Here is a 20802-nt window from a genome sequence, read left to right on the forward strand (position 1 = left end):
ACCGTCCGCCCCGCGCGCCCAGCAGCGCGGCGTGCACGGCGGCGCGGGGGGCCTCCACCACCGGCAGCGCGGCGGGCGCGGCCGCCGTACCGGGCCAGGGTCCGTCGGCCGTGGCGCGCTCGGCCATCCGGCGGCACTCGCGGCAGTCGTCCACATGGCGCACCAGCTCACGGCGGAGGGCGGCGGAGAGCAGCACCTGGGTGTCGCCCGCGAGCCGCGCGACCACCGGGCAGTGGCCTAGCTCGACGACGGCGAGCGCGGCTCGGGTCCGCTCCACCTCACAGGCGGCGCTGGAGAGCAGGGCGCGGGTCTCCTCCTGGTCCTTGCCGAGCACGGCGGCCACCTCGGAGGGGCCCAGCCGGTGGCGCACCGCGAGCTCGAGCGCCTCGCGCTGCTCGGCGGAGGTCCCGGCCGCCTCCGGCCAGGCCAGCGCGGCCAGTTCGCGGCGGCGCTGGGCGGCGATGGGCTCGGGCAGCTCGGCCGCGGCGCCGTCGCCCGGGGTGTCCGTCCCCGTACGGCCGCGGCGCTCGGCCAGCTTGCGCAGACAGGCCCAGCGGGCGACCGCGTAGAGCCACGGGCGGGACAGCTCGCCCTCCGCGGTCACCCGGCCCCGCCCCCGGCCGGTGCGGCGCTCGGCCACCGCCAGTACGTCGCCCACCGCGACGGCCGCGGCGTCGTGCTCGCACAGGGCCGACAGGCAGTACGTGAACAGGCCGTCCAGATACGGCTCGTAGCGTTCCGGAGGCCGCTGGGGGCGGGTGGTGGTGGAGCGGGGCGCACGGCGCCGCGCCCGCTGTGCGCCGGTGGTCTGTGTCGAGTGCTCGGACCTGCTGCTCATCACCCGGCGACGGTAGGCGGATGATGCAGACTTCCTCGCGCCACTTGCACTGTTTTAACCCTTACGGGTGACCATCTCCCTCATAAGGGGACAGGTGTCCCCCTCCGGTGGCCGCAACCTGCTATGCGCCCGGCGCCGTTCGGCTCTGTCGGTGGGCGACGCTAGCGTTACGGCATGGCTGCCCGTAGCTCCTCCCGCTCATCCGCCAAGGACCGGCCCTCCTACCGCTGTACGGAGTGCGGCTGGACCACCGCCAAGTGGCTCGGCCGCTGCCCCGAGTGCCAGGCGTGGGGCACCGTCGAGGAGTACGGGGCGCCCGCGGTGCGCACCACCGCGCCCGGCCGGGTCACCTCGGCCGCCCTGCCCATCGGCCAGGTGGACGGCCGTCAGGCCACCGCGCGGGGCACGGGCGTGGACGAGCTGGACCGGGTGCTCGGCGGCGGGCTGGTCCCCGGCGCGGTCGTGCTGCTCGCCGGGGAGCCCGGGGTCGGCAAGTCCACGCTGCTGCTCGACGTGGCGGCCAAGGCCGCCTCCGAGGAGCACCGCACGCTCTACATCACCGGTGAGGAGTCGGCGAGTCAGGTGCGGCTGCGCGCCGACCGCATCGGCGCGCTGAGCGAGCACCTCTACCTCGCCGCCGAGACCGACCTCTCCGCGGTCCTCGGCCATCTCGACTCGGTCAAGCCCTCGCTGCTCGTCCTGGACTCGGTGCAGACCGTCGCCTCGCCCGAGATCGACGGCGCGCCGGGCGGGATGGCGCAGGTGCGCGAGGTGGCCGGGGCGCTCATCCGCGCGTCCAAGGAGCGCGGGATGTCCACGCTGCTGGTGGGCCATGTCACCAAGGACGGCGCCATCGCCGGGCCCCGGCTGCTGGAGCACCTGGTCGACGTCGTACTGCACTTCGAGGGCGACCGGCACGCCCGGCTGCGGCTGGTCCGCGGCGTGAAGAACCGCTACGGGGCGACGGACGAGGTCGGCTGCTTCGAGCTGCACGACGAGGGCATCACCGGGCTCGCCGACCCCTCCGGGCTGTTCCTCACCCGCCGCGACGAGCCGGTGCCGGGCACCTGTCTGACGGTCACCCTGGAGGGCCGCCGCCCGCTGGTGGCCGAGGTCCAAGCGCTCACGGTGGACTCCCAGATCCCCTCGCCCCGCCGCACCACCTCCGGTCTGGAGACCTCCCGGGTCTCGATGATGCTGGCCGTGCTGGAGCAGCGCGGCCGGATCAGCGCGCTGGGCAAGCGGGACATCTACAGCGCCACGGTGGGCGGGGTGAAGCTGTCCGAGCCCGCCGCCGACCTCGCCGTGGCGCTCGCGCTGGCCAGCGCCGCCAGTGACACCCCGCTGCCCAAGAACCTGGTGGCGATCGGCGAGGTGGGGCTCGCGGGCGAGGTCAGGCGGGTCACCGGGGTGCAGCGGCGGCTGGCGGAGGCGGCCCGGCTCGGCTTCACCCACGCCCTGGTGCCGGGCGACCCGGGCCGGATCCCGGACGGGATGCGGGTGCTGGAGGTGGCGGACATCGGGGACGCGCTGCGGGTGCTGCCGCGGCGCCGGGAGCGGGGCGAGAAGGCCCGGGTGGAGGCGGACGACCGGGGCTGACATGGTGGGCCGGGCCGCACCGGGGTCACCGGGGCGGTGGCGGAAGCGTGCCCGAGTGCGCTGGTGAGGGCGTACGACGGGGCTCGGTGAGCCGGGTGGCGCGCGGCCCGGGGTGGTCGCGCTCCGCTCCACGCCTACGGGCGTACGCCGGGAGACCCCACGGGAGGCCGGTGGCCGCCGGTAGACTTTGCCCTGGTCTCGCCCATACGTGGCCTCGCGCATCGGCATGGCAGGGCGACTCGTGGCACCGACAGACCTTGCGACGGAGGAGTGCAGTGGCAGCAGGCGACCGGGCAACGGCACCCGGCAAGGCCGACGGTCTGATGCGTGCCTCCCTGAGCGCGGTCGCGCCCGGCACGGCATTGCGCGACGGCCTCGAGCGCGTTCTCCGGGGAAACACCGGCGGACTGATCGTGCTCGGCACCGACAAGACCGTCGAGTCGCTGTGCACCGGCGGCTTTGTCATCGACGTCGAGTTCACCGCGACCCGGCTGCGCGAGCTGTGCAAGCTGGACGGCGCGCTGGTGCTCGACAAGGACATCACCAAGATCGTGCGGGCCGGGGTGCAGCTGGTCCCGGACGCGGCGATCCCCACCGAGGAGACCGGCACCCGGCACCGGACCGCGCAGCGCGTCTCCATCCAGACCGGCTTCCCGGTGGTCTCGGTCAGCCAGTCGATGCGGCTGATCGCGCTGTATGTGGACGGCCAGCGACGGGTCCTGGAGGACTCCGCGGCGATCCTCTCCCGCGCCAACCAGGCGCTGGCCACGCTGGAGCGGTACAAGCTCCGCCTCGACGAGGTGGCGGGCACGCTCTCGGCCCTGGAGATCGAGGACCTGGTCACCGTCCGGGATGTGAGCGCGGTCGCGCAGCGGCTGGAGATGGTCCGCCGTATTGCCACCGAGATCGCGGAGTACGTGGTCGAGCTGGGCACCGACGGCCGGCTGCTCTCCCTCCAGCTGGACGAGCTGATCGCGGGCGTGGAACCCGAGCGCGAGCTGGTGGTGCGGGACTACGTGCCCGAGCCGACCGCCAAGCGCACCCGTACGGTGGCCGACGCGCTCGCCGAGCTGGACCGGCTGACCCACGCCGAGCTGCTCGAACTCCCCATCGTGGCCCGCGCGCTGGGGTACACCGGCTCGCCCGAGACCCTCGACTCCGCGGTCTCGCCGCGCGGCTTCCGGCTGCTGGCCAAGGTGCCGCGGCTGCCGGGCGCCATCATCGAGCGGCTGGTGGAGCACTTCGGTGGCCTTCAGAAGCTGTTGGCCGCGAGCGTGGACGACCTCCAGATGGTGGACGGCGTGGGCGAGGCCCGGGCGCGCTCGGTCCGCGAGGGGCTGTCGCGGCTGGCGGAGTCGTCCATTCTGGAGCGGTACGTCTAAGGGGCCGGGGCTTCGCCCCGGCCCCTTGGGTTCCAGGGGCGAGCCCCTGGACATTCCCTGCCGCCGGTCAGTCCTTCTCCAGGACGAACGACACCTTGGCCGTCCCGAGGCCGTCCACCTTCACCTCGACCAGATACGTGCCCGGCTTCGCCGACGCGCTGCCCGACGGCGTGGCGCAGTGCTCGGCGCTGCGCTTGCGGTCCCACTCCACGGTGCGCTTGGTCTGGCCGGAGCCCGGCACCTCGACGAGCGCGGCGGCGCTGCCCTCGGGGCAGTCGTCGGAGGCCCAGACATGGGCGTTGTGGGCGTCGGTGATGGTCAGCGAGGCCGCGGCGCGCCCGAAGTCGACCTTGCAGGAGCTCGGCTTGGTGTTCTTCACGACGATCTCGAAGCTGGGCTTCTCCCCCGGCGCCCAGGTGTTCTTGACCTTGGAGTCCTTGACGCTGCGCACCGTCAACTCCGCGTCGCCGGGGCGGCAGTCCCGCAGGCTCGACCCGGCGGGCAGGCCCTGCCCGGTCCCGGTGCCGATGCCACCGCCCGCGCCGCCCCCCGATGAGCCGCCCGCGCCGCCGGAGCCGCTGCCACCGCCCGCGCCACCGCCGCTCGTGTCCGCGCCGCCGTCGTCGTCCGAGCCGCCGCCCCCGCTGCCGCCGGAGCCGCCGGAGCCCGAGCCGCCGCTGTCCGACTCGTCGCGCCCGCCCGGCCGTTCGCTGTTGACGGGCCCGGAGGAGGAGGGGCCCGGGGTGATCGTGCTCGCGGGTCCCCCGCCGCCCCCCTTGCCCTCGTCACTTCCGCCGCCGCCCGAACCACCCCAGCCGAAGGCCCAGATGACCACGAGAATGATGGCTATGAGCAGGGCCAGCGCAACGGCCCTCCGCCGCCAGTAAATGGAGGAGGGAAGCGGCCCGATCGGATTGCGCAGAGATCCCACGCGGAAACTCTACGAGAGATCGGGAGCGGTACCGGCCAATAACCCCCGCTCCAGGCCCTACTTTTCTCATGATCCGACCGGATCCGGCACATCAGGGGTCCGACAGACGTCCACAAGGCGCCCTGAGGTCACCCCAGGGGCACCGGAAGACCGCACCCGGGCGCGGCAAGCGGCCATCCGTTCCCGTACGGGCGCCGTATCGCACGATTTGGCAACGACTGGCGCGGCTGAAACCCGAACGCCCGCGCCCTGGGCCCCGTGAGCCGTCCCGTCATGTCAGGATCGGATGCGATGACTGCCATCTCCGCTTCCGCCGTCCCGGCCGCCGCATCCTCCGACCCCGACGGAGCCGCTCTGCACCGGCCCGTCATCGACTGGTTCGACGCGCACGCGCGCGACCTCCCCTGGCGCCGCCCCGAGGCGGGCGCCTGGGGTGTGATGGTGAGCGAGTTCATGCTCCAGCAGACCCCGGTGAACCGGGTGCTGCCGGTGTACGAGCAGTGGCTCGCCCGCTGGCCGCGCCCGGCCGACCTGGCCGCGGAACCGCCCGGTGAGGCGGTCCGCGCCTGGGGCCGGCTGGGCTATCCGCGCCGGGCGCTGCGGCTGCACGGCGCCGCGGCCGCCATAAGGGAGCGGCACGGCGGTGACGTACCGCGCGACCACGCCCAGCTGCTGGCGCTGCCGGGGGTGGGTGAGTACACGGCGGCGGCCGTGGCCTCGTTCGCGTACGGCCAGCGCCATCCGGTCCTGGACACCAATGTCCGCCGGGTGTTCGCGCGCGCGGTCAGCGGTGCGCAGTACCCGCCGAACGCCACCACCGCCGCCGAGCGCAAGCTGGCCCGCGCCCTGCTGCCCGAGGAGGAGCCGACCGCGGCGCGCTGGGCGGCCGCCACGATGGAGCTGGGCGCGCTGGTCTGCACGGCCCGTACCCCCGACTGCGCGCGCTGCCCGATCGCCGCGCTGTGCGCCTGGCGGCAGGCCGGTTCGCCGGAGCACGAGGGTCCGCCGCGGCGCGGCCAGACCTACGCCGGTACGGACCGCCAGGTGCGCGGCAAGCTGCTCGCGGTGTTGCGGGAGGCGGTGACACCGGTGCCGCAGACGACGCTGGACCAGGTGTGGGACGAGCCGGTGCAGCGGGCCCGCGCGCTCGACGGACTCGTCTCCGACGGACTGGTGGAGCCGCTCTCGGGCGGCCTCTACCGACTGCCGCTGACCTGAGAAAATCCCCCGCCACGGCCCCGTCTGTGACAGACCTGTGACACGCCCAGGACCCGGTTCTGACACTCGGTCGGGCCGGGTTCCGTTGTTACACAACCTATGGGTAGCTGTGCGTTTGCCGAGGCGCAGTTGAGCATGGCGCCGCAACAGCGCCTCCGTAGCGTCCTTCCCGTGCCGAGCGAGAAGCCGGACACATCAACGGCGGGGAAACCAGCGGGATGGAGGCTGCACATCATGAGCAGCAGCAATGTTCTGGACTTTGAGGAGTACGTGCGGAATCGGCAGGACGCGCTGCTGCGCAGCGCCCGTCGGCTGATCCCCGACCCGATCGAGGCACAGGACCTCCTCCAGACCGCCTTGGTGCGCACCTACGGCCGCTGGGACGGCATAGCCGACAAGTCGCTCGCGGACGCCTATCTCCGGCGCGTGATGATCAACACCCGTACCGAGTGGTGGCGCGCCCGCAAGCTGGACGAGGTGCCCACCGAGCAGCTCCCGGAGGCGAGCGTCGACGACGGCACCGAGCAGCACGCCGACCGCGCCCTGCTGATGGACATCCTTTCGGTGCTCGCTCCCAAGCAGCGCAGTGTCGTGGTGCTGCGACACTGGGAGCAGATGACGACCGAAGAGACCGCGGAGGCGCTCGGAATGTCGACCGGAACGGTCAAGAGCACGCTGCACCGGGCGCTGGCCCGGCTGCGGCAGGAGCTGGAGAGCCGCGACCTGGACGCCCGCGCGCTCGGCCGTCAGGACGGGGACACCAAGCCGGCCGGCAACGTCCGGCAGCACACGGGTCGGGTCCGGCGCGCCCGCCAGGAGCGGGGGCAGGAACGGTGCGCGGCCTGACCAGGGCCTCTCCCAGCAGGACAGTCATGCTCACCGGCGGCGCGGTGGTGGGCCTCGCGGCCGCCGGCGGCTGGATGCTGGCCGGATGCGGGGACGCGAGCCAGGGGGTGCGCAAGGAGGGACCGGCGAGCACCGAGTGGGCCTCGGCCGCCGCGGACTCCGGCGCGTACGCGGGTGGCCGTGGATCGAGCCGGCCGTCACCGGCTGCCGGGAAGAAGGTCGACGTCATCAAGCTGGTCAAGGCGGATCCGCGGGTCAGCGACGATCTGAAGACGAGCCTCAAGCCCTGCCCCACGGCCAAGGACCGCGAGGCCAAGCAGGAGATCAAGGGCTATCCGGTGGACGTGACGTCCGGACGGCTGACCGGCTCCGCCGATTCCGACCTGGTCATCAACGTCATGAGCTGCACCGACGGCTTCGGGATCGGCTCGTATGTGTACCGCAAGGTGGGCGACCGGTACGAGAACGTCTTCAGCGACGAGCAGCCGCCCGTCTACGCCGACGTCGCCAAGGACGACCTGCGGCTGACGAAACTCTCCTACACCTCCGGGGACTCGGTCTGTTGCCCTTCGAGCGAGACCGTGATCACCTACGGCTGGTCCGATGCGGACCGCTCGTTCACGGTGCGGTCCCGCGAGCACACCGACTACAGCAAGAATGTGCCCAAGGAAGAGGCGACCCCGGTGCCCACCGCGCGCGCCGACGACGGAACGGAAGGCTGAAGCGAGGCTGTGGCCGAGACCCATGTGCTCTTCGTCGAGGACGACGATGTGATCCGTGAAGCCACGCAGCTCGCCCTGGAGCGCGATGGCTTTCTCGTGACGGCCGCGCCCGACGGGCTGACCGGCCTGGAGCGCTTCCGGGCCGACCGCCCCGATATCGCGCTGCTCGATGTGATGGTTCCGGGCCTGGACGGGGTCTCCCTGTGCCGCCGGATCCGCGACGAGTCCACCGTTCCCGTGATCATGCTCTCCGCGCGCGCCGACTCCATCGATGTGGTGCTCGGCCTCGAGGCCGGCGCCGACGACTATGTGACCAAGCCCTTCGACGGCGCGGTGCTGGTGGCCCGCATCCGGGCCGTACTGCGCCGCTTCGGCCATGCCAGCGGCCCCGGCGGGCGGGGCGCGGAGCCCGTGCCCGAGGAGCCCGACGGCGGGGTGCTGCGCTTCGGCGATCTGGAGGTCGACCCCGAGGGCATGGAGGTCCGCAAGGGCGGCCTCCAGGTGGCGCTCACCCCAACCGAGATGCGGCTGCTGCTGGAGTTCTCGGCCGCGCCCGGCACCGTGCTCTCCCGCGACCGGCTGCTGGAGCGGGTCTGGGAGTACGGCTGGGGCGGGGACACCCGGGTCGTGGACGTCCATGTGCAGCGACTGCGCGGCAAGATAGGCCAGGACCGCATCGAGACGGTCCGCGGCTTCGGCTACAAGCTCAAGGGCTGAGCGGCGTTGCGGAGGTTCGCACTGCGCACCGGCTTGCGGTGGAAGGTCAGCCTCGCCATCGCCGCCGTGAGCACGCTGGTCGCGGTGGTGCTGAGCCTCGTCGTCCACAACGCGGCCCGCGTCTCGATGCTCGACAACAGCCGCACCGTGATGGACGAGCGGGTGAAGGTCGCCCAGCGGTGGTACGAGCAGTCCCGGGTGCTGGGGTTCGGCGCCAAGCTGGACGACCCCCATCTGCCCGAGCAGCTGAAGAAGGAGGCGTGGCGCGGCCAGCGCGCCACCTATCTGGAGGACTCCGGCACCGGCACCCCCGAGGTGTGGGCCTCGGTGCCGCTGCGGAACGGCAAGGTGCTGTCCGTCCACACCAAGTTCCAGGACCGGTTCGCGGTCCTCAACGACCTGGACCGGGTGCTGATCATCGGCTCGGTGGCGGTGGTGCTGGGCGGTATCGCACTCGGTGTGCTCGTCGGCGATCAGCTCTCCCGGCGGCTGCGCAAGGCGGCCACCGCCGCCCGCAAGCTGGCCGAGGGCGACTCCGAGGTCCGGGTGCGCGAGTCGATCGGCGGCCGGGTGCGCGACGAGACCGACGATCTGGCGCGCGCGGTGGACGGCATGGCCGAGGCACTCCAGCAGCGGCTGGAGGCCGAGCGCCGGGTCACCGCCGATATCGCCCACGAACTGCGCACCCCGGTCACCGGGCTGCTCACGGCCGCCGAACTGCTGCCGCCGGGCCGCCCCACCGAGCTGGTACGGGACCGGGCGCAGGCGATGCGCACCCTGGTCGAGGACGTCCTGGAGGTGGCACGGCTGGACGGCTTCGCGGAGCGCGCGGAGCTCCAGGAGATAGCCGTGGCCGAGTTCATCACCCGCCGGGTCCGTGCGGTGGCCCCCGACGCGGCGGTCAACGTGGTGCGCGACGCCCATGTGTCCACCGACCCCCGGCGGCTGGAGCGGATCATGGGCAATCTGCTGGCCAACGCCGCCCGGCACGGCAAACCGCCCTTCGAGGTCACCGTCGAGGGGCGGATACTGCGTGTCCGCGACCACGGCCCCGGCTTCCCGGAGGAGCTGCTGAAGGACGGGCCGAGCCGGTTCCGCACCGGCAGCACGGACCGCGCGGGCACCGGGCACGGCCTGGGGCTGACCATAGCCGCGGGCCAGGCGCGGGTGCTGGGCGCCCGGCTGACGTTCCGCAACGCGGATCCGCTGATGGACGGCGGTGAGGAGGGGGACGAGGAGTGCCGGGGCGCGGTCGCCGTGCTCTGGCTGCCGGAGTCCGCGCCCACCAACACCGGCAGCTTCCCGATCATCGAGGTGCCGGACTGAGCACTCGGCCGAGGTGCCGGGCGCTCAGCTCGAGGTACAGCCGTCCCAGGGCTTGCTGAAGTCCATCTCCTCGCGGGGCTGGGTGAACGAGAACCAGTTGCCGGAGTCGTCGCGGAAGAGCGCCTCGGTGCCGTACGGACGCTCCTGGGGCTCCTGGACGAACTCCACGCCCTTCGCCTTGAGCGCCTCGTAGTCCCCGTGGATGTCATCCGTGGTGAACACCCCGGCGCCGAGCACCCCCTTGGCGACCAGCGTCCGGAGGGCCTCGGCGGACTCCGGGTCGAGCCCGGGTGAGCTGGGCACCATCAGGGTCAGCTGCACATCCGGCTGGTCCTTCGCGCCGACCGTCAGCCAGCGCATACCGCCGCCGCCCTCGCCGTCCCCGCCGATGCTCATGTCGGTGCGGACCTCGAAGCCCAGCTTCTCGGTGTAGAACTCCTTGGCCCGGTCCTGGTCGAGGACCCAGACGGTGACGATGGACATCCCCTTGATCATTGCTGCCTCCGGAGGTACGGGGTGGGCGTGGGCCGCGCGCGTCGTCGCGACGTGGCCACGGTAGGCAGCGGCGGATTCATTCCGCTTCTTGAGAATTGCGGTCCTTGGAGCCGGGGGCGCGGGCGTCGGAACCGGGGGCACGGGCGTCGGAGCCGGAGGCGCGGGCGTCGCGCCCGCCGTACCACAGCATCGCGTAACACCCCGGGATGACCGCCGCGGCCCGGCCGACGTACAGGTCCCGGTAGGCGCTGGGGGTGAGCCCGGTCTGCCTCTTGAAGCTCGTGGAGAAGGTGCCGAGGCTGCTGAAGCCGACGAGCGAGCAGATCTCGGTGACCGAGAGATTGGCCGAGCGCAGCAGCTCCTCGGCCCGCTCGATGCGGCGCCGGGTCAGGTACTGGCCGGGGGTGGATCCGTACGCGCCCTTGTAGGCGCGGATGAAGTGGTAGCGCGAATAGCAGGCGTGCGCGGCGACCGCGTCCAGGTCGAGCGGCTCGGCCCAGTCGCGGTCCATCACGTCCTTCGCGAGGCGCAGCCGGCGCAGTTGCGCCAGCCGCGCCTCGTCCGGCGAGGTCACCATGGGCCCGATGCTGTCATGCCCCACCGACAGCGGCCCCCGATGGCGACCCCGCTCATCCGGACCGTTGGTCAGACGGTCTCGGCGATCGGCGCCGCCTCGGCCGCGGCCCCGTCGCTGTCGGTCGACTTGGCGGCGGCCCCGCGCAGCGGGACCTCCTTGACGAACCAGGCGGCGACGGCACCGACGATGCTGATCAGCGCGCCCCACAGGAACACCTGGTGGGCACCGCTGGCCACCGCGTGGGTGTACGCGTCCCGGATGGGCGGCGGCAGCAGCTTGAGGCTGGCCGGGTCGAGCTGGGCACTCCCGGAGGTGATCGCCGCGGCCTTGCCGCCGCCCCGCTCGGTCATGGTGTCCCGCACCTGGTTGGTGAACAGGGCACCGAGGATGGCGACGCCGAAGGAGCCGCCCAGGGTGCGGAAGAGGGTGGCGGAGGAGCTGCCGACGCCCATGTCCTTCATCTCGACGCTGTTCTGCGCCACCAGCATGGTCGTCTGCATCAGGCAGCCCATGCCCATGCCGAGCACCGCCATGAAGAGACCGGAGGTGAAGCGGGTGGTCTCGGTGTCCATCGTGGACAGCAGGAACATCCCGACGGTGATCAGGAGACCGCCGACGATCGGGAAGATCTTGTACTTGCCGGTCGAGGTGGTGACCCGGCCCGCGACCAGCGAGACCACCAGCATGCCCAGCAGCATCGGGAGCAGCAGCAGCCCGGAGTTGGTGGCCGTGGCGCCCTGGACGGTCTGCTGGTAGAGCGGCAGGAAGGTGGTCGAGCCGAACATCACGAAACCGGTGAGGAAGCCGATCGCGGTGACCAGCGAGAAGTTGGGGTTCCGGAAGATGTGCAGCGGCAGTACGGGCTCGGCGACCCGCGTCTCGACGTACAGGAACGCGATGAGCGAGAGGACACCGACCGCCCCGAGCCCGATGATCTGGACCGACCCCCAGGCGTACTCGTTGCCGCCCCAGGTGGTGATCAGCACGAGCGCGGTGATGCCCACGGTCAGCAGGGCCGCGCCGGTGTAGTCGATCCGTCCCTGGGAGCGCTTCTTCGGCAGGTGGAGCACCGCGGTGATCGCCGCGAGGGCGATGGCACCGAGCGGGAGGTTGATGTAGAAGATCCAGCGCCAGCCGAGGTGGTCGGTCAGGGTGCCGCCGACCAGCGGGCCACCGATCATGGCCACGGCCATCACACCGGCCATGATGCCCTGGTAGCGGCCGCGCTCCCGGGGCGGCACCAGGTCACCGATGATCGCCATCACGCCGACCATCAGACCGCCCGCGCCCAGGCCCTGGATGGCCCGGAAGCCGATCAGCTCACCCATGCTCTGCGCCATACCGGACAGCGCCGAGCCGCCGAGGAAGATCACGATGGAGGTGAGGAAGACGCCCTTACGGCCGTACATGTCGCCGAGCTTGCCCCAGATGGGGGTCGAGGCGGCGGTGGCCAGGGTGTACGCGGTCACCACCCAGGAGAGGTGGTCGAGGCCACCGAGCTCGCCGACGATGGTCGGCATCGCGGTGCCCACGATCATGTTGTCGAGCATCGCGAGGAGCATCGCGATCATCAGCGCGAATATCACCACACTGGTGCTGCGCTGCTTGGGCTCGGCCTTGGCCGGGGGCCGCGGGGCCTCCGGGACGGCCTGAGCCGGTGCCGAAGCGGATGACGCCTCGTCGTCTGATTGTTTACGGACCATGTTCTCCGTCTCCCCCTGGATGATGAGAGCCCTGACGCCCACTTACTTGCCGCCCGGCTAGTTCAGTACAGTAGAGAAGGTAAGGCGCCAACTAGCCGGGCGTCAAGTAAGTTACGTTCGGCCTGCCGACGGCAGCCACACCAGCACAGGAGAGCACCATGGGCAGCACCCCGCGGCGGGGCGATACCCGTCAGCGCATCCAGGACGTCGCCCTGGAACTCTTCGCCGAGCACGGCTACGAGAAGACCTCACTGCGCGAGATCGCCGAGCAACTCGAGGTCACCAAGGCGGCCCTCTACTACCACTTCAAGACCAAGGAGGACATCGTCCACAGCCTGTTCCAGGACCTGGGGCGGCCGATAGACGAGCTGATCGCCTGGGGCGAGCAGCAGCCGCGCACCCTGGAGACCAAGCAGGAGCTGCTGCGCCGCTACAGCGCAGCCATGGACATCGGCGAGCCGCTGATGCGCTTCATGCAGGAGAACCAGGCGACGGTGCGCGAGCTCAGCATCGGCCAGATCTTCAAGAACCGGATGCTCGCGATGTCCGCCCTGGTCCGGGACCCCGAGGCACCCCTGGTCGACCAGGTCCGGAGCATCACCGCGCTGTTCAGCATGCATGCGCGGATGTTCGCGCTCCAGACGGTCGAGGGCGACCCCGAGGACAAGCGGAAGGCCGTCCTGGAAGTCGCCCTCGATCTGATGAAGCAGGCGCATGCGCCATCGGCCCGTGGATGACGCATGCCGCGTCAGGTGTGAGCGTCGGAGATGACGCCTCAGACCTTGACGCCGTGGTCGCGGAGGAACTTGAGCGGCTCGACGGCGGAGCCGTAGTTCGGCGTCGTACGGATCTCGAAGTGCAGGTGGGGGCCGGTCGAGTTGCCGGTGCTGCCGGAGAGGCCGATCTGCTGGCCGGTGCTCACGGACTGCCCGATCCGCACGTCGATCCGGGACAGGTGGGCGTACTGCGAGTACGTCGCGTTGTCATGCTTGATCACGATCGCGTTGCCGTACGCGGGGCCGTCGCCGCCGCCGTTCGGGCCCGCCTTGACGACCACACCGCCGTGGGCCGCGTGCACCGGGGTGCCGGTCGGTACGACGAAGTCCTGACCGCTGTGGTTGTGCGACCAGAGGTTGCCCGCCAGGCCGAAGGCGGCGCCTATCGAGTACTTGTCGACCGGGGTCTCCCAGGCGTTCGCCGCCTTCGCGGGGGCCTTCGCGGGAGCCTTCACGGGAGCCTTCGGGGCGGGCGCCTTCGCGGCGGCCTGCCCGACGGACGGGGCGGAGGCGGCCGGGCCGGCCCCCACGGCGAACGCCGTGCCGGCGCCGAGCGCGAGCGAGGCCCCCAGCCCCACGGCGACCACGGCGGCGCGCCCCCTGGACACGGACGTAAGCGAGAATCGGCGGTTTGTGGCGCGCGGGGCCATGGGAAGTACCTCCAGAAGCGTCTTCGGAACGCCTCTTGTTATCCCGTTCTCGTTAATAGGCCAAGGTGTTCTTCTACTAAGTGGCTACGTAGCGAATTGCTTATGGGGAGCCGTATCCCGTGCGGAATTCCCAGAAACTCCCATCACACCTCTGACCTGCGAGATCCCCTATTTTCCGTAGTAGACCCGGGACCACCTGTGTGGGATGTCACCTTCGCAGGGACTTTCGGATGTCCGGTTCGGGACCAAGGGCCTTACCCCGCTGTACGCTGTCGACGGCCCTCCGCGGCCGGGGGGACACAACTACCGGGGGGAATGGGACGTGGATCCCGCAACCATCGGCGCTCGCCTCGCGTCGAGCGTCGTCACACCGCTCATCAAGAAGCTGTTCGTCAAGGAGGGGCCGGGCGCCGGGCTGGTGAACCAGCCGGTCCGCATTTCCTCCCTCATCTCGTTCCGGGGCGAGAAGCGCACCCTGACCCAGAAGGACCTCCGCAAGCTCGCCGCCGAACTGGTCGCGCAGGCCACCCGGCACGCCGGGCCCGGCGAGCGGCCCTGCCCCGCCGACGAGGACGAACTCGTCGCCGAGAAGCTGGCCACCACGCTGTACGCGCTCGGCGACCTCGATATGAACGACGTCCAGGCGGTGCAGCTCGGCCACCGCGGACTGGCCCATGAGCTGGCCCACGCCACCCGCACGCGGGGACGGGACACGCTGCACCTCAGCCAGGGGGGCGAAGGGCTCCACGAGCGTCTGCTGGACACGGCCTGCCTGCACATCCTGCACTTCTTCACCCAGCGCTCGACCTTCGTCGCCCGCTCGCTCGTCGAGCAGAGCGGCCAGCTCAGCGATCTCATCACCAAGATCGACATCCTGATCGAGCGCATCCCGTCGCAATCCGCGCAGGACGCGGGGTTCGAGCGGCGGTACGCGGAGTACATGATCGGCAAGCACTCCACGCTGACGATCGTGGGGATCGACCTCAGCCATGCGGAGGCCACGTGGCCGCTGGACGCGGCGTATCTCAGCCTGGAGGCGGTGTCCTCCGGCGAGGAGCGTCCACTCGACTCCTTCGCCGATGAGACCGGTGAGACCCCCGCCGCCCAGCGGCACACCGCCCTCCCCGCCGTCCTCCCCGCCGACCGGGCACTCTCCGGCCATCAGCGGGTGCTGCTGCGCGGAAGCGCGGGCTCCGGCAAGACCACGCTCGTGCAGTGGCTCGCCGTCTGCACCGCTCGGCAGGAATCGCTGCGCGGCCTGGAGCAGCTGATCGGCCGCGTCCCCTTCGTCCTCCCCCTGCGCACGATCGCCCGCCAGGAGTCGCTGCCCTCCCCGGCCTCGTTCCTGGCCTCCGTCCACAACCCCCTGGACGGCGCCCAGCCGCCGGGGTGGGCCGACCGCGTCCTGACCGCCGGACGCGGGCTGCTGCTGGTCGACGGCATCGACGAGATCCCCGAACGCGACCGCGAGCGCACCCGCGCCTGGCTCGCCGACCTCCTCATCGCCTACCCGGACAATCTGTGGCTGGTCACCTCCCGGCCCTCGGCCGTCGCGGACGACTGGCTGGGGGCGCAGGACTTCGCCGAGTTCACGCTGTCCCCGATGAGCCGCGAGGACATGGCGGCGTTCATCGACCGCTGGCACGAGGCGGCGCGCCAGACCTGCCGCACGGAGGAGGAGCGGACGACGCTGAGCGCGTACCAGTCGGCCCTCCACACCGCCGTCCGCACCAAGCAGGACCTCAGCCGGCTCGCCACCAACCCCCTGATGTGCGGCCTGATCTGCGCCCTGCACCGCGCCCGCCGCGGCTATCTGCCGCCGGGCCGCAAGGCGCTGTACGACGCGGCGCTGTCCATGCTGCTGACGCGGCGCGACACCGAGCGCCACATCTACGCGCCGGGCGACGTCCAGCTGGACGAGGAGCCGCAGATCCAGCTCCTCCAGCGGCTCGCCTACTACCTGATCCGCAACGGCGAGGCCGAACTGGACCGCGACCGCGCGGAACACCTCATCGAGGAGGCCCTCCCCTCGGTACCCGCCGCCCGCGCCCTGGGCGACGCGCCCGCCATCCTGCGCCATCTGCTGCTGCGCAGTGGCCTGTTGCGCGAGCCCTCGGTGAGCACGGTGGACTTCGTCCACCGCACCTTCCAGGATTACCTGGGCGCGAAGGCGGCGGTGGAGGCATGGGACGTCGGCCTGCTGATCCGCAACGCGCATGACGCGCAGTGGGAGGACGTCATCCGCATGGCGGTCGCGCATGGGCGACCGCGCGAGCGGGCGGAGTTGCTGCGCAAGCTGTTGGAGGTGGCGCGGCACGAGAACGGCGCCGAGTCGGCGCTCCGTCTGTTCCTGCTGGCCATGGCCTGCCTGGAACACGCGCCCGACCTGGACCCGGCGATACGGGACGAGGTCACGCGCAACGCGATGGAGTTCGTCCCGCCCCTGACCATCCCCCGGGCGCGGGAGCTGGCCACGGTCGGCCCGCTGGTACTGGAGCTCCTTCCGGGGCCGGAGGGGCTGACGGACGAGGTGGCGGAGTGCTGCGCGGTGACGGCCTCACGCATTCCGGTGGACGCGGCGATCCCGTACCTGGCGAGGTTCGCCGACCACCCGGCGGTCGGAGTGCGCGCCCAACTGGCGTCGAGCTGGGGTCGGTACGACACCGAGCGGTACTTCCACGAGGTGATCCTCCGCCTGGACCGGGACGACCTGTACTTCGTGGCCGAGTCCATGGAGCATCTGCGGCTGCTCCTGGACACGGGCCCACGTCAGCGACTGATCCTGCGCGGGGATTTCACGGAGGCCGAGATCAGGGACAGCCTCGACGGGGAGGAGGTGACCCGGTTGCGGCTGACCGCAAATGACTTGGTGAGCGACCTCGGTGCCGCGCTCGGCCAGCTGTCGAACCTCGAAACGCTCTATCTGACCGGCTGTTTCGCGACCCGCGACCTCTCCCCCCTGGCCGAACTCCCCCTCCACACCCTGGTCTACGAACCGCCGGGCCCGGCGGGCAGGACCTTCTTCCCCAAGGGCCTGGGCGAGCTGACGGCCCTGGAGCGGCTGAAGATCGTCATGGACCAGGTGGGTGTGCACCCCCGCCACTTCCCGCCCGGCGTCACCTGGCTGGATCTGAGTGTCCGGGCCGAAAGCCTGGACGCCACCTGGCTGGCCATGGCGTTCCCCCGACTTCGCCACCTGAACGTCGCACTCCTCCATGGCGCCGACTGCCCCGTCGACCTGTCCCCGCTCGCCGCCCTCCCCGACCTGGAGACGGTCACGATCAACGTGGAGGTCAGCGGTGCCGCATCACTGCCCGGCGTCACGGTGACGGCTTCTTCCGCCCTCGCTCGGCCTTCAGCAGGCGCTGGTAGTCCGTGAGCACGCGCAGCAGCGCGAAGCCCGTGCCGAGGGGGATGGTGCCGAGTTCCAGGTGCGGTTGGCGGGGGTCGCTGAGGTCGGCTCGTACGTCGGGGAGCCGTACGCCGTGGGCGGCGAAGTCGTCGCGGATCGTGGCGGCGACCCGCTCGGCGGGGGTGGGGTTCATGTGGGGCTTTTCGTGTGCGTGGGCGGGACGTTGAACTCGAACCAGACTGCTTTGCCGGTGCCTTCGGCTGGTTCGTCGATGGTCATGCCGCAGACGTCGGAGAGGGCTGTGACCAGGAAGAGGCCGCGCCCGTTGGTCTCATCGTTCGCGGCGCGGCGGGGCGAGGGGAGTTCGGGGCTGTCGTCGTGGACGGTCACCCGGACGCGGTCGTGCTGGACGGTGGCGGCCATCCGTACGTCGCCCTTGCCGTGGCGGTGGACATTGGTGACTAACTCCGAGGCGCAGAGGGCTGCGGCTTCGGCCAGTTGGGAGAGTCCCGAGGCCGCGAAAATCCCGCGCACGAAGTCGCGGCACAGGCGGGGTGCGGTGGGGAGGGCGGGGGCGGAGAGGGTGTAGCGGTGCGGATGTTCCGGGTGTGCGTGTGCTCCCATGCGACGCCTCCGTGGCGCTCGTAGCTCAATACTCTGTGTGAGCAAGGCAACACCCAAGGTATGGCAGAGCTCAGCAATGTTGCAACCGATCCGCGAAGATGATTGGACTGCCCCATCCACGCGGGGCACACTGACACCGATTCCCCTGGAGGACCGGCCGTGGCGCTGCGAACGCTCATCACCGAACGGCAACGCCGACTTGGCGCAGAGCTCAAGAAGTTACGACTCAAGGCAGAGTTGTCGATCGCCGACGGCGGCAAGCGGATCGGCATGGGCGCGCCTCATCTAAGCCACATCGAGGCTGGGCGGACCGCCATCGCTGCGGATCGCCTGCGTGATCTCGTTGACGCTTACGGGGGCAAGAGTGAACCGTACATTGACGAGCTTGTCAGCATGGCCGAGAGCAGTGGCAAGGGTTGGTGGTCGGCGTACCGGAAGTCCTTCCCGCAGTTCACGCTCGATCTAGCTGAGTTGGAGTCGCGGGCGGCCCACCTGCAAAGCCACGAGACGCTGCTGATCCCCGGGCTGCTACAGACCGAGTCGTACATGCGCGCCCTCTTCCGCAGTTCGCTACCCGATGCGTCCGGGGACGACATCGAAGTGGCGGTGCGCTTCCGGCTGGCGCGCCAGGAGATCTTCGCGTCCGCATCGGTCACCTTCCACGCGGTGATCCACGAGGCCGCTCTGCGCATCTCGGTAGGCGGCCCTCACGTCATGCGAGGGCAACTCGCGCATCTCATTCGAGCAGCGGAGCGTCCGGGCACGGACATCCAGATCCTGCCGTTCGAGAGTGGAGCGCGAGCCTGGTTCGGGACGCCATTCCTGATCCTCGGGCCGGACGTGCCCGGGTTGGAGACGGTCGTTCTTGAGCACCCGGTGGAGTCTTTGCGCCTGGACGACGACAAATCGATTGCCCACTACGGCAAAACGTTCGAAGGTCTGAGCAAGAGCGCGCTGCCAGCGGTGGTGACGGACGGATCCCCGGACCGTCACGAGAAGCGCGACTCATGGGGCCTGATCCAGCACATCCTGTACACCTACTAATCGAAGGGCGTCATGTCCGATCTCACCTGGCAGAAGTCCTCGTTCAGCGACGGCGCGGGGCCGAACTGCGTGGAACTCGCCGTTGCAGGCAACGGCATCCGCATACGCGAGAGTGACGAGCCCGACGCGGTGGTCCGTACGACGCCCGCCGCGCTCGGCGGCCTCATACGCGCGATAAAGACTGGCCGCCTCGACCACACCCTCTGAGCGCGGGCCGGAATATCAGGCTCTTCCTACTTCAGGTGGGGGCAACGGTCGCCAAGTGCTTGATCGATCTGGTGGAACACGCCGCCCTGGTCGATGCCTGGGGGAATGATCGCGGCTAGTGTGGAAAGCGAGGCTTCGAGGATCGCGGAGGCAGGGATTGGTTCCTGCCTCAGTCACGCCCGCGATGTCGCGAGGAGTCTGGTGTGCCGTGCGCCGTTGGTCGCCTCGTGGCGCCCTTTCGTGATCGTCGCTATGTGCCGCGGAGCATCTCCGCGAGTCGCGACAGCGTGCCCTCGTTGCGTTTGTAGTGGATCCACTTGCCGACCCGTGTGGCCTGTACCAGGCCTGCCCGCTCGAGGGTTGCCATGTACGAGGAGACTGTCGATTGCGCCAGCCCCGACTTGGCCTGCAGATGGCTGACGCAGACTCCGACCTCGTCCCGGTCGGCTATTGGCTCCCACTGAGCGAACTCGCAGTGAGGGTCCCGCAGCCAGTCCATGATTTGCAGCCGTGCAGGGTTCGCCAGCGCCTTCAAGGCCTCGACCGCAGCCAGAGGGGGCTCGTTCTCCGCGTCGCCTCCTGAGTTCGTTGCCTGTGACGTCGCCACGGTCGCCTCCTCGCCTCTCACACACCATCGTATCTCGATGTGACGAACCGAGTTCGCCCCCCAGCCACACATTGACACATCGCGATATCACGATATGTTTGTTTCGTTCACGCCCCTCCGGTATCTGCCGCGCAACTGCCGTCCGCCGCGAACACCGGGGATACACAAGAGGAAGTACACGATGTCTGAGAGCAGCAAGCCGTTGATCGTCGTCGCGGGTGCCACTAGCAAGCAGGGAAGGAGCGTCGCCACCTCCTTGCTTGAGAGCGGCAGGTTCCGAGTGCGAGCCCTGACCCGAGACGCCGGCTCTGCCCAGGCCCGGAGCCTGGCAGGACTGGGAGCGGAGATCGCCGAGGTTCCTCTCGCGCTGGGTCACCAGCGCGAGCTCGTCGACGCGTTCAGATCGGCCGAGGGGGCCTTCCTGATGACCCCGCCCATCGCGCCGCCCTCCACCGAGGAGTTCCCTCTCGGGCGCCAACTTGCCGATGCAGCGGTCGAGGCCGGAGTGATACACGTCGTCTTCAGTGCTCTCGAGAACGTCGACGAGCGGTCCTCGGGCACCAAGTACGCCCCGCACTTCACCGACAAGGCGCTCATCGCGGAGTACATCCGGACTCTGCCGATCGCGCACACCTTCATCATGCTCTCGTTCTTCTACACCAACGCGCTGGAGTACTACACCCCGCGCATCGATGGTGACACGGTGCTCATGCCTTTCTACCTCCCCGAAGACTTCCGTGCCCCGTTCGTGGACCCACTCACCGCGACCGGGCCGGCCGCCCTCGAGGTGTTCTCCAACCCCGACACCTACCGCGGCGCCTGTCTGCCGGTCGTGGGGGACGTCATCTCCCCAGCCGAGATGGTCGAGGAGTTCTCCCGCGTCACCGGGCTCAAAGCCGAATACCGCAGCGCCTACTCTCGCGAAGACCTGCTGACCTACTTCCCCGCGCTGGGAGAGAACCCTCTGCTGGTCGACGAGACCCTCGGCATGGTCCAGTACGCGGTCGACCTCGGATACTTCCGAGACGACCGCGACACGACGTGGAGCCGGCGCATCGATCCCAACACGCTGAGCTGGGAACAGTTCCTCCGCAAGACCGACTGGCATGGCCAGCCGGTCACCTTTGGTCACTAGACCCATCGCCGACGAGATCTGACACGCGCCATTCGGGAAGGCCTCGACGTTGT

21 protein-coding genes are annotated in these 20802 nt (G+C 70.4%); 12 read left to right on the forward strand and 9 right to left on the reverse strand.

Annotation, left to right across the window (positions count from 1 at the left end):
* Positions 1-838 (reverse strand): RNA polymerase sigma factor (locus ABD329_RS29465; protein ID WP_425574394.1); only part of this gene is annotated, 838 nt, incomplete at its 3' end.
* A 174-nt stretch (positions 839-1012) separates the two neighbouring features.
* Here ABD329_RS29465 and radA point away from each other — a divergent pair.
* Both radA and disA read left to right on the forward strand, forming a co-directional pair.
* A complete protein-coding gene (radA, locus tag ABD329_RS29470; protein ID WP_138914518.1) occupies positions 1013-2437 on the forward strand; it encodes a DNA repair protein RadA in 1425 nt (474 codons plus the stop codon).
* Between the two features lie 323 nt (positions 2438-2760).
* Positions 2761-3819 carry a DNA integrity scanning diadenylate cyclase DisA gene (gene disA / locus ABD329_RS29475; protein ID WP_044581604.1) on the forward strand — a complete coding sequence of 353 codons (1059 nt, stop codon included), beginning with the start codon at positions 2761-2763 and terminating at the stop codon, positions 3817-3819.
* Between the two features lie 67 nt (positions 3820-3886).
* Here disA and ABD329_RS29480 read toward each other — a convergent pair whose 3' ends face one another.
* Entirely contained in the window at positions 3887-4750 is an 864-nt protein-coding gene (locus ABD329_RS29480) for a hypothetical protein (protein WP_344317152.1), read from the reverse strand.
* 291 nt (positions 4751-5041) lie between these two features.
* On the opposite strand from ABD329_RS29480, the gene ABD329_RS29485 reads away from it, so the two are divergent.
* From ABD329_RS29485 to cseC, 5 genes are all read left to right on the forward strand, one after another.
* Positions 5042-5968, forward strand: coding sequence for an HhH-GPD family protein (locus ABD329_RS29485; protein WP_246618786.1), 927 nt, complete (start codon positions 5042-5044; stop codon positions 5966-5968).
* 234 nt (positions 5969-6202) lie between these two features.
* Positions 6203-6814, forward strand: coding sequence for a SigE family RNA polymerase sigma factor (locus tag ABD329_RS29490; protein ID WP_198279518.1), 612 nt, complete (start codon positions 6203-6205; stop codon positions 6812-6814).
* Positions 6815-6840: 26 nt separating this feature from the next.
* Entirely contained in the window at positions 6841-7536 is a 696-nt protein-coding gene (locus tag ABD329_RS29495) for a hypothetical protein (protein ID WP_198279519.1), read from the forward strand.
* A gap of 9 nt (positions 7537-7545) precedes the next feature.
* Positions 7546-8253: a two-component system response regulator CseB gene (gene cseB / locus ABD329_RS29500; protein WP_086881012.1), complete on the forward strand. Its 708-nt coding sequence runs from the start codon at positions 7546-7548 to the stop codon at positions 8251-8253.
* A gap of 6 nt (positions 8254-8259) precedes the next feature.
* Entirely contained in the window at positions 8260-9579 is a 1320-nt protein-coding gene (cseC, locus tag ABD329_RS29505) for a two-component system sensor histidine kinase CseC (RefSeq protein WP_198279520.1), read from the forward strand.
* Positions 9580-9603: 24 nt separating this feature from the next.
* Here cseC and ABD329_RS29510 read toward each other — a convergent pair whose 3' ends face one another.
* From ABD329_RS29510 to ABD329_RS29520, 3 genes are all read right to left on the reverse strand, one after another.
* Entirely contained in the window at positions 9604-10074 is a 471-nt protein-coding gene (locus tag ABD329_RS29510) for a VOC family protein (RefSeq protein WP_198279521.1), read from the reverse strand.
* 76 nt (positions 10075-10150) lie between these two features.
* Positions 10151-10651, reverse strand: a complete 501-nt coding sequence (locus ABD329_RS29515; protein WP_198279522.1) for a helix-turn-helix transcriptional regulator — start codon at positions 10649-10651, stop codon at positions 10151-10153.
* Positions 10652-10719: 68 nt separating this feature from the next.
* Positions 10720-12354 (reverse strand): MDR family MFS transporter, encoded by a 1635-nt coding sequence (locus ABD329_RS29520; protein ID WP_214665305.1) that lies wholly within the window; start codon positions 12352-12354, stop codon positions 10720-10722.
* Positions 12355-12512: 158 nt separating this feature from the next.
* On the opposite strand from ABD329_RS29520, the gene ABD329_RS29525 reads away from it, so the two are divergent.
* The gene (locus tag ABD329_RS29525) at positions 12513-13091 is read left to right on the forward strand and encodes a TetR/AcrR family transcriptional regulator (RefSeq protein WP_198279523.1); all 579 of its coding nucleotides are present in this window, start codon (positions 12513-12515) and stop codon (positions 13089-13091) included.
* A gap of 38 nt (positions 13092-13129) precedes the next feature.
* Here ABD329_RS29525 and ABD329_RS29530 read toward each other — a convergent pair whose 3' ends face one another.
* A complete protein-coding gene (locus ABD329_RS29530) occupies positions 13130-13780 on the reverse strand; it encodes a M23 family metallopeptidase (protein WP_198279524.1) in 651 nt (216 codons plus the stop codon).
* Positions 13781-14102: 322 nt separating this feature from the next.
* Between ABD329_RS29530 and ABD329_RS29535 the strand changes: the two genes are divergently transcribed.
* Positions 14103-17159: an NACHT domain-containing protein gene (locus tag ABD329_RS29535; protein WP_344317156.1), complete on the forward strand. Its 3057-nt coding sequence runs from the start codon at positions 14103-14105 to the stop codon at positions 17157-17159.
* Here ABD329_RS29535 and ABD329_RS29540 read toward each other — a convergent pair.
* Both ABD329_RS29540 and ABD329_RS29545 read right to left on the reverse strand, forming a co-directional pair.
* Positions 17101-17325, reverse strand: a complete 225-nt coding sequence (locus tag ABD329_RS29540) for a hypothetical protein (RefSeq protein WP_198277296.1) — start codon at positions 17323-17325, stop codon at positions 17101-17103. The genes ABD329_RS29535 and ABD329_RS29540 overlap by 59 nt on opposite strands.
* Positions 17322-17756, reverse strand: coding sequence for an ATP-binding protein (locus ABD329_RS29545; protein WP_198277297.1), 435 nt, complete (start codon positions 17754-17756; stop codon positions 17322-17324). Before ABD329_RS29545 ends, ABD329_RS29540 begins: the two co-directional genes overlap by 4 nt.
* Before the next feature lie 159 nt (positions 17757-17915).
* Between ABD329_RS29545 and ABD329_RS29550 the strand changes: the two genes are divergently transcribed.
* Together ABD329_RS29550 and ABD329_RS29555 are read left to right on the forward strand one after the other, a co-directional pair.
* The gene (locus ABD329_RS29550; protein ID WP_198277298.1) at positions 17916-18800 is read left to right on the forward strand and encodes a helix-turn-helix domain-containing protein; all 885 of its coding nucleotides are present in this window, start codon (positions 17916-17918) and stop codon (positions 18798-18800) included.
* 12 nt (positions 18801-18812) lie between these two features.
* Positions 18813-19007 carry a DUF397 domain-containing protein gene (locus ABD329_RS29555; RefSeq protein WP_198277299.1) on the forward strand — a complete coding sequence of 65 codons (195 nt, stop codon included), beginning with the start codon at positions 18813-18815 and terminating at the stop codon, positions 19005-19007.
* A gap of 250 nt (positions 19008-19257) precedes the next feature.
* On the opposite strand, the gene ABD329_RS29560 is transcribed toward ABD329_RS29555, so the two are convergent.
* The gene (locus ABD329_RS29560) at positions 19258-19506 is read right to left on the reverse strand and encodes an ArsR/SmtB family transcription factor (RefSeq protein WP_078559792.1); all 249 of its coding nucleotides are present in this window, start codon (positions 19504-19506) and stop codon (positions 19258-19260) included.
* 289 nt (positions 19507-19795) lie between these two features.
* Between ABD329_RS29560 and ABD329_RS29565 the strand changes: the two genes are divergently transcribed.
* On the forward strand, positions 19796-20749 hold the full coding sequence (locus tag ABD329_RS29565) for an NmrA/HSCARG family protein (RefSeq protein WP_198277301.1): 954 nt from the start codon (positions 19796-19798) through the stop codon (positions 20747-20749).
* The last annotated feature ends 53 nt before the right edge of the window (positions 20750-20802 follow it).

This window comes from Streptomyces javensis, assembly GCF_039525925.1.
Lineage (GTDB): Bacteria > Actinomycetota > Actinomycetes > Streptomycetales > Streptomycetaceae > Streptomyces > Streptomyces asiaticus.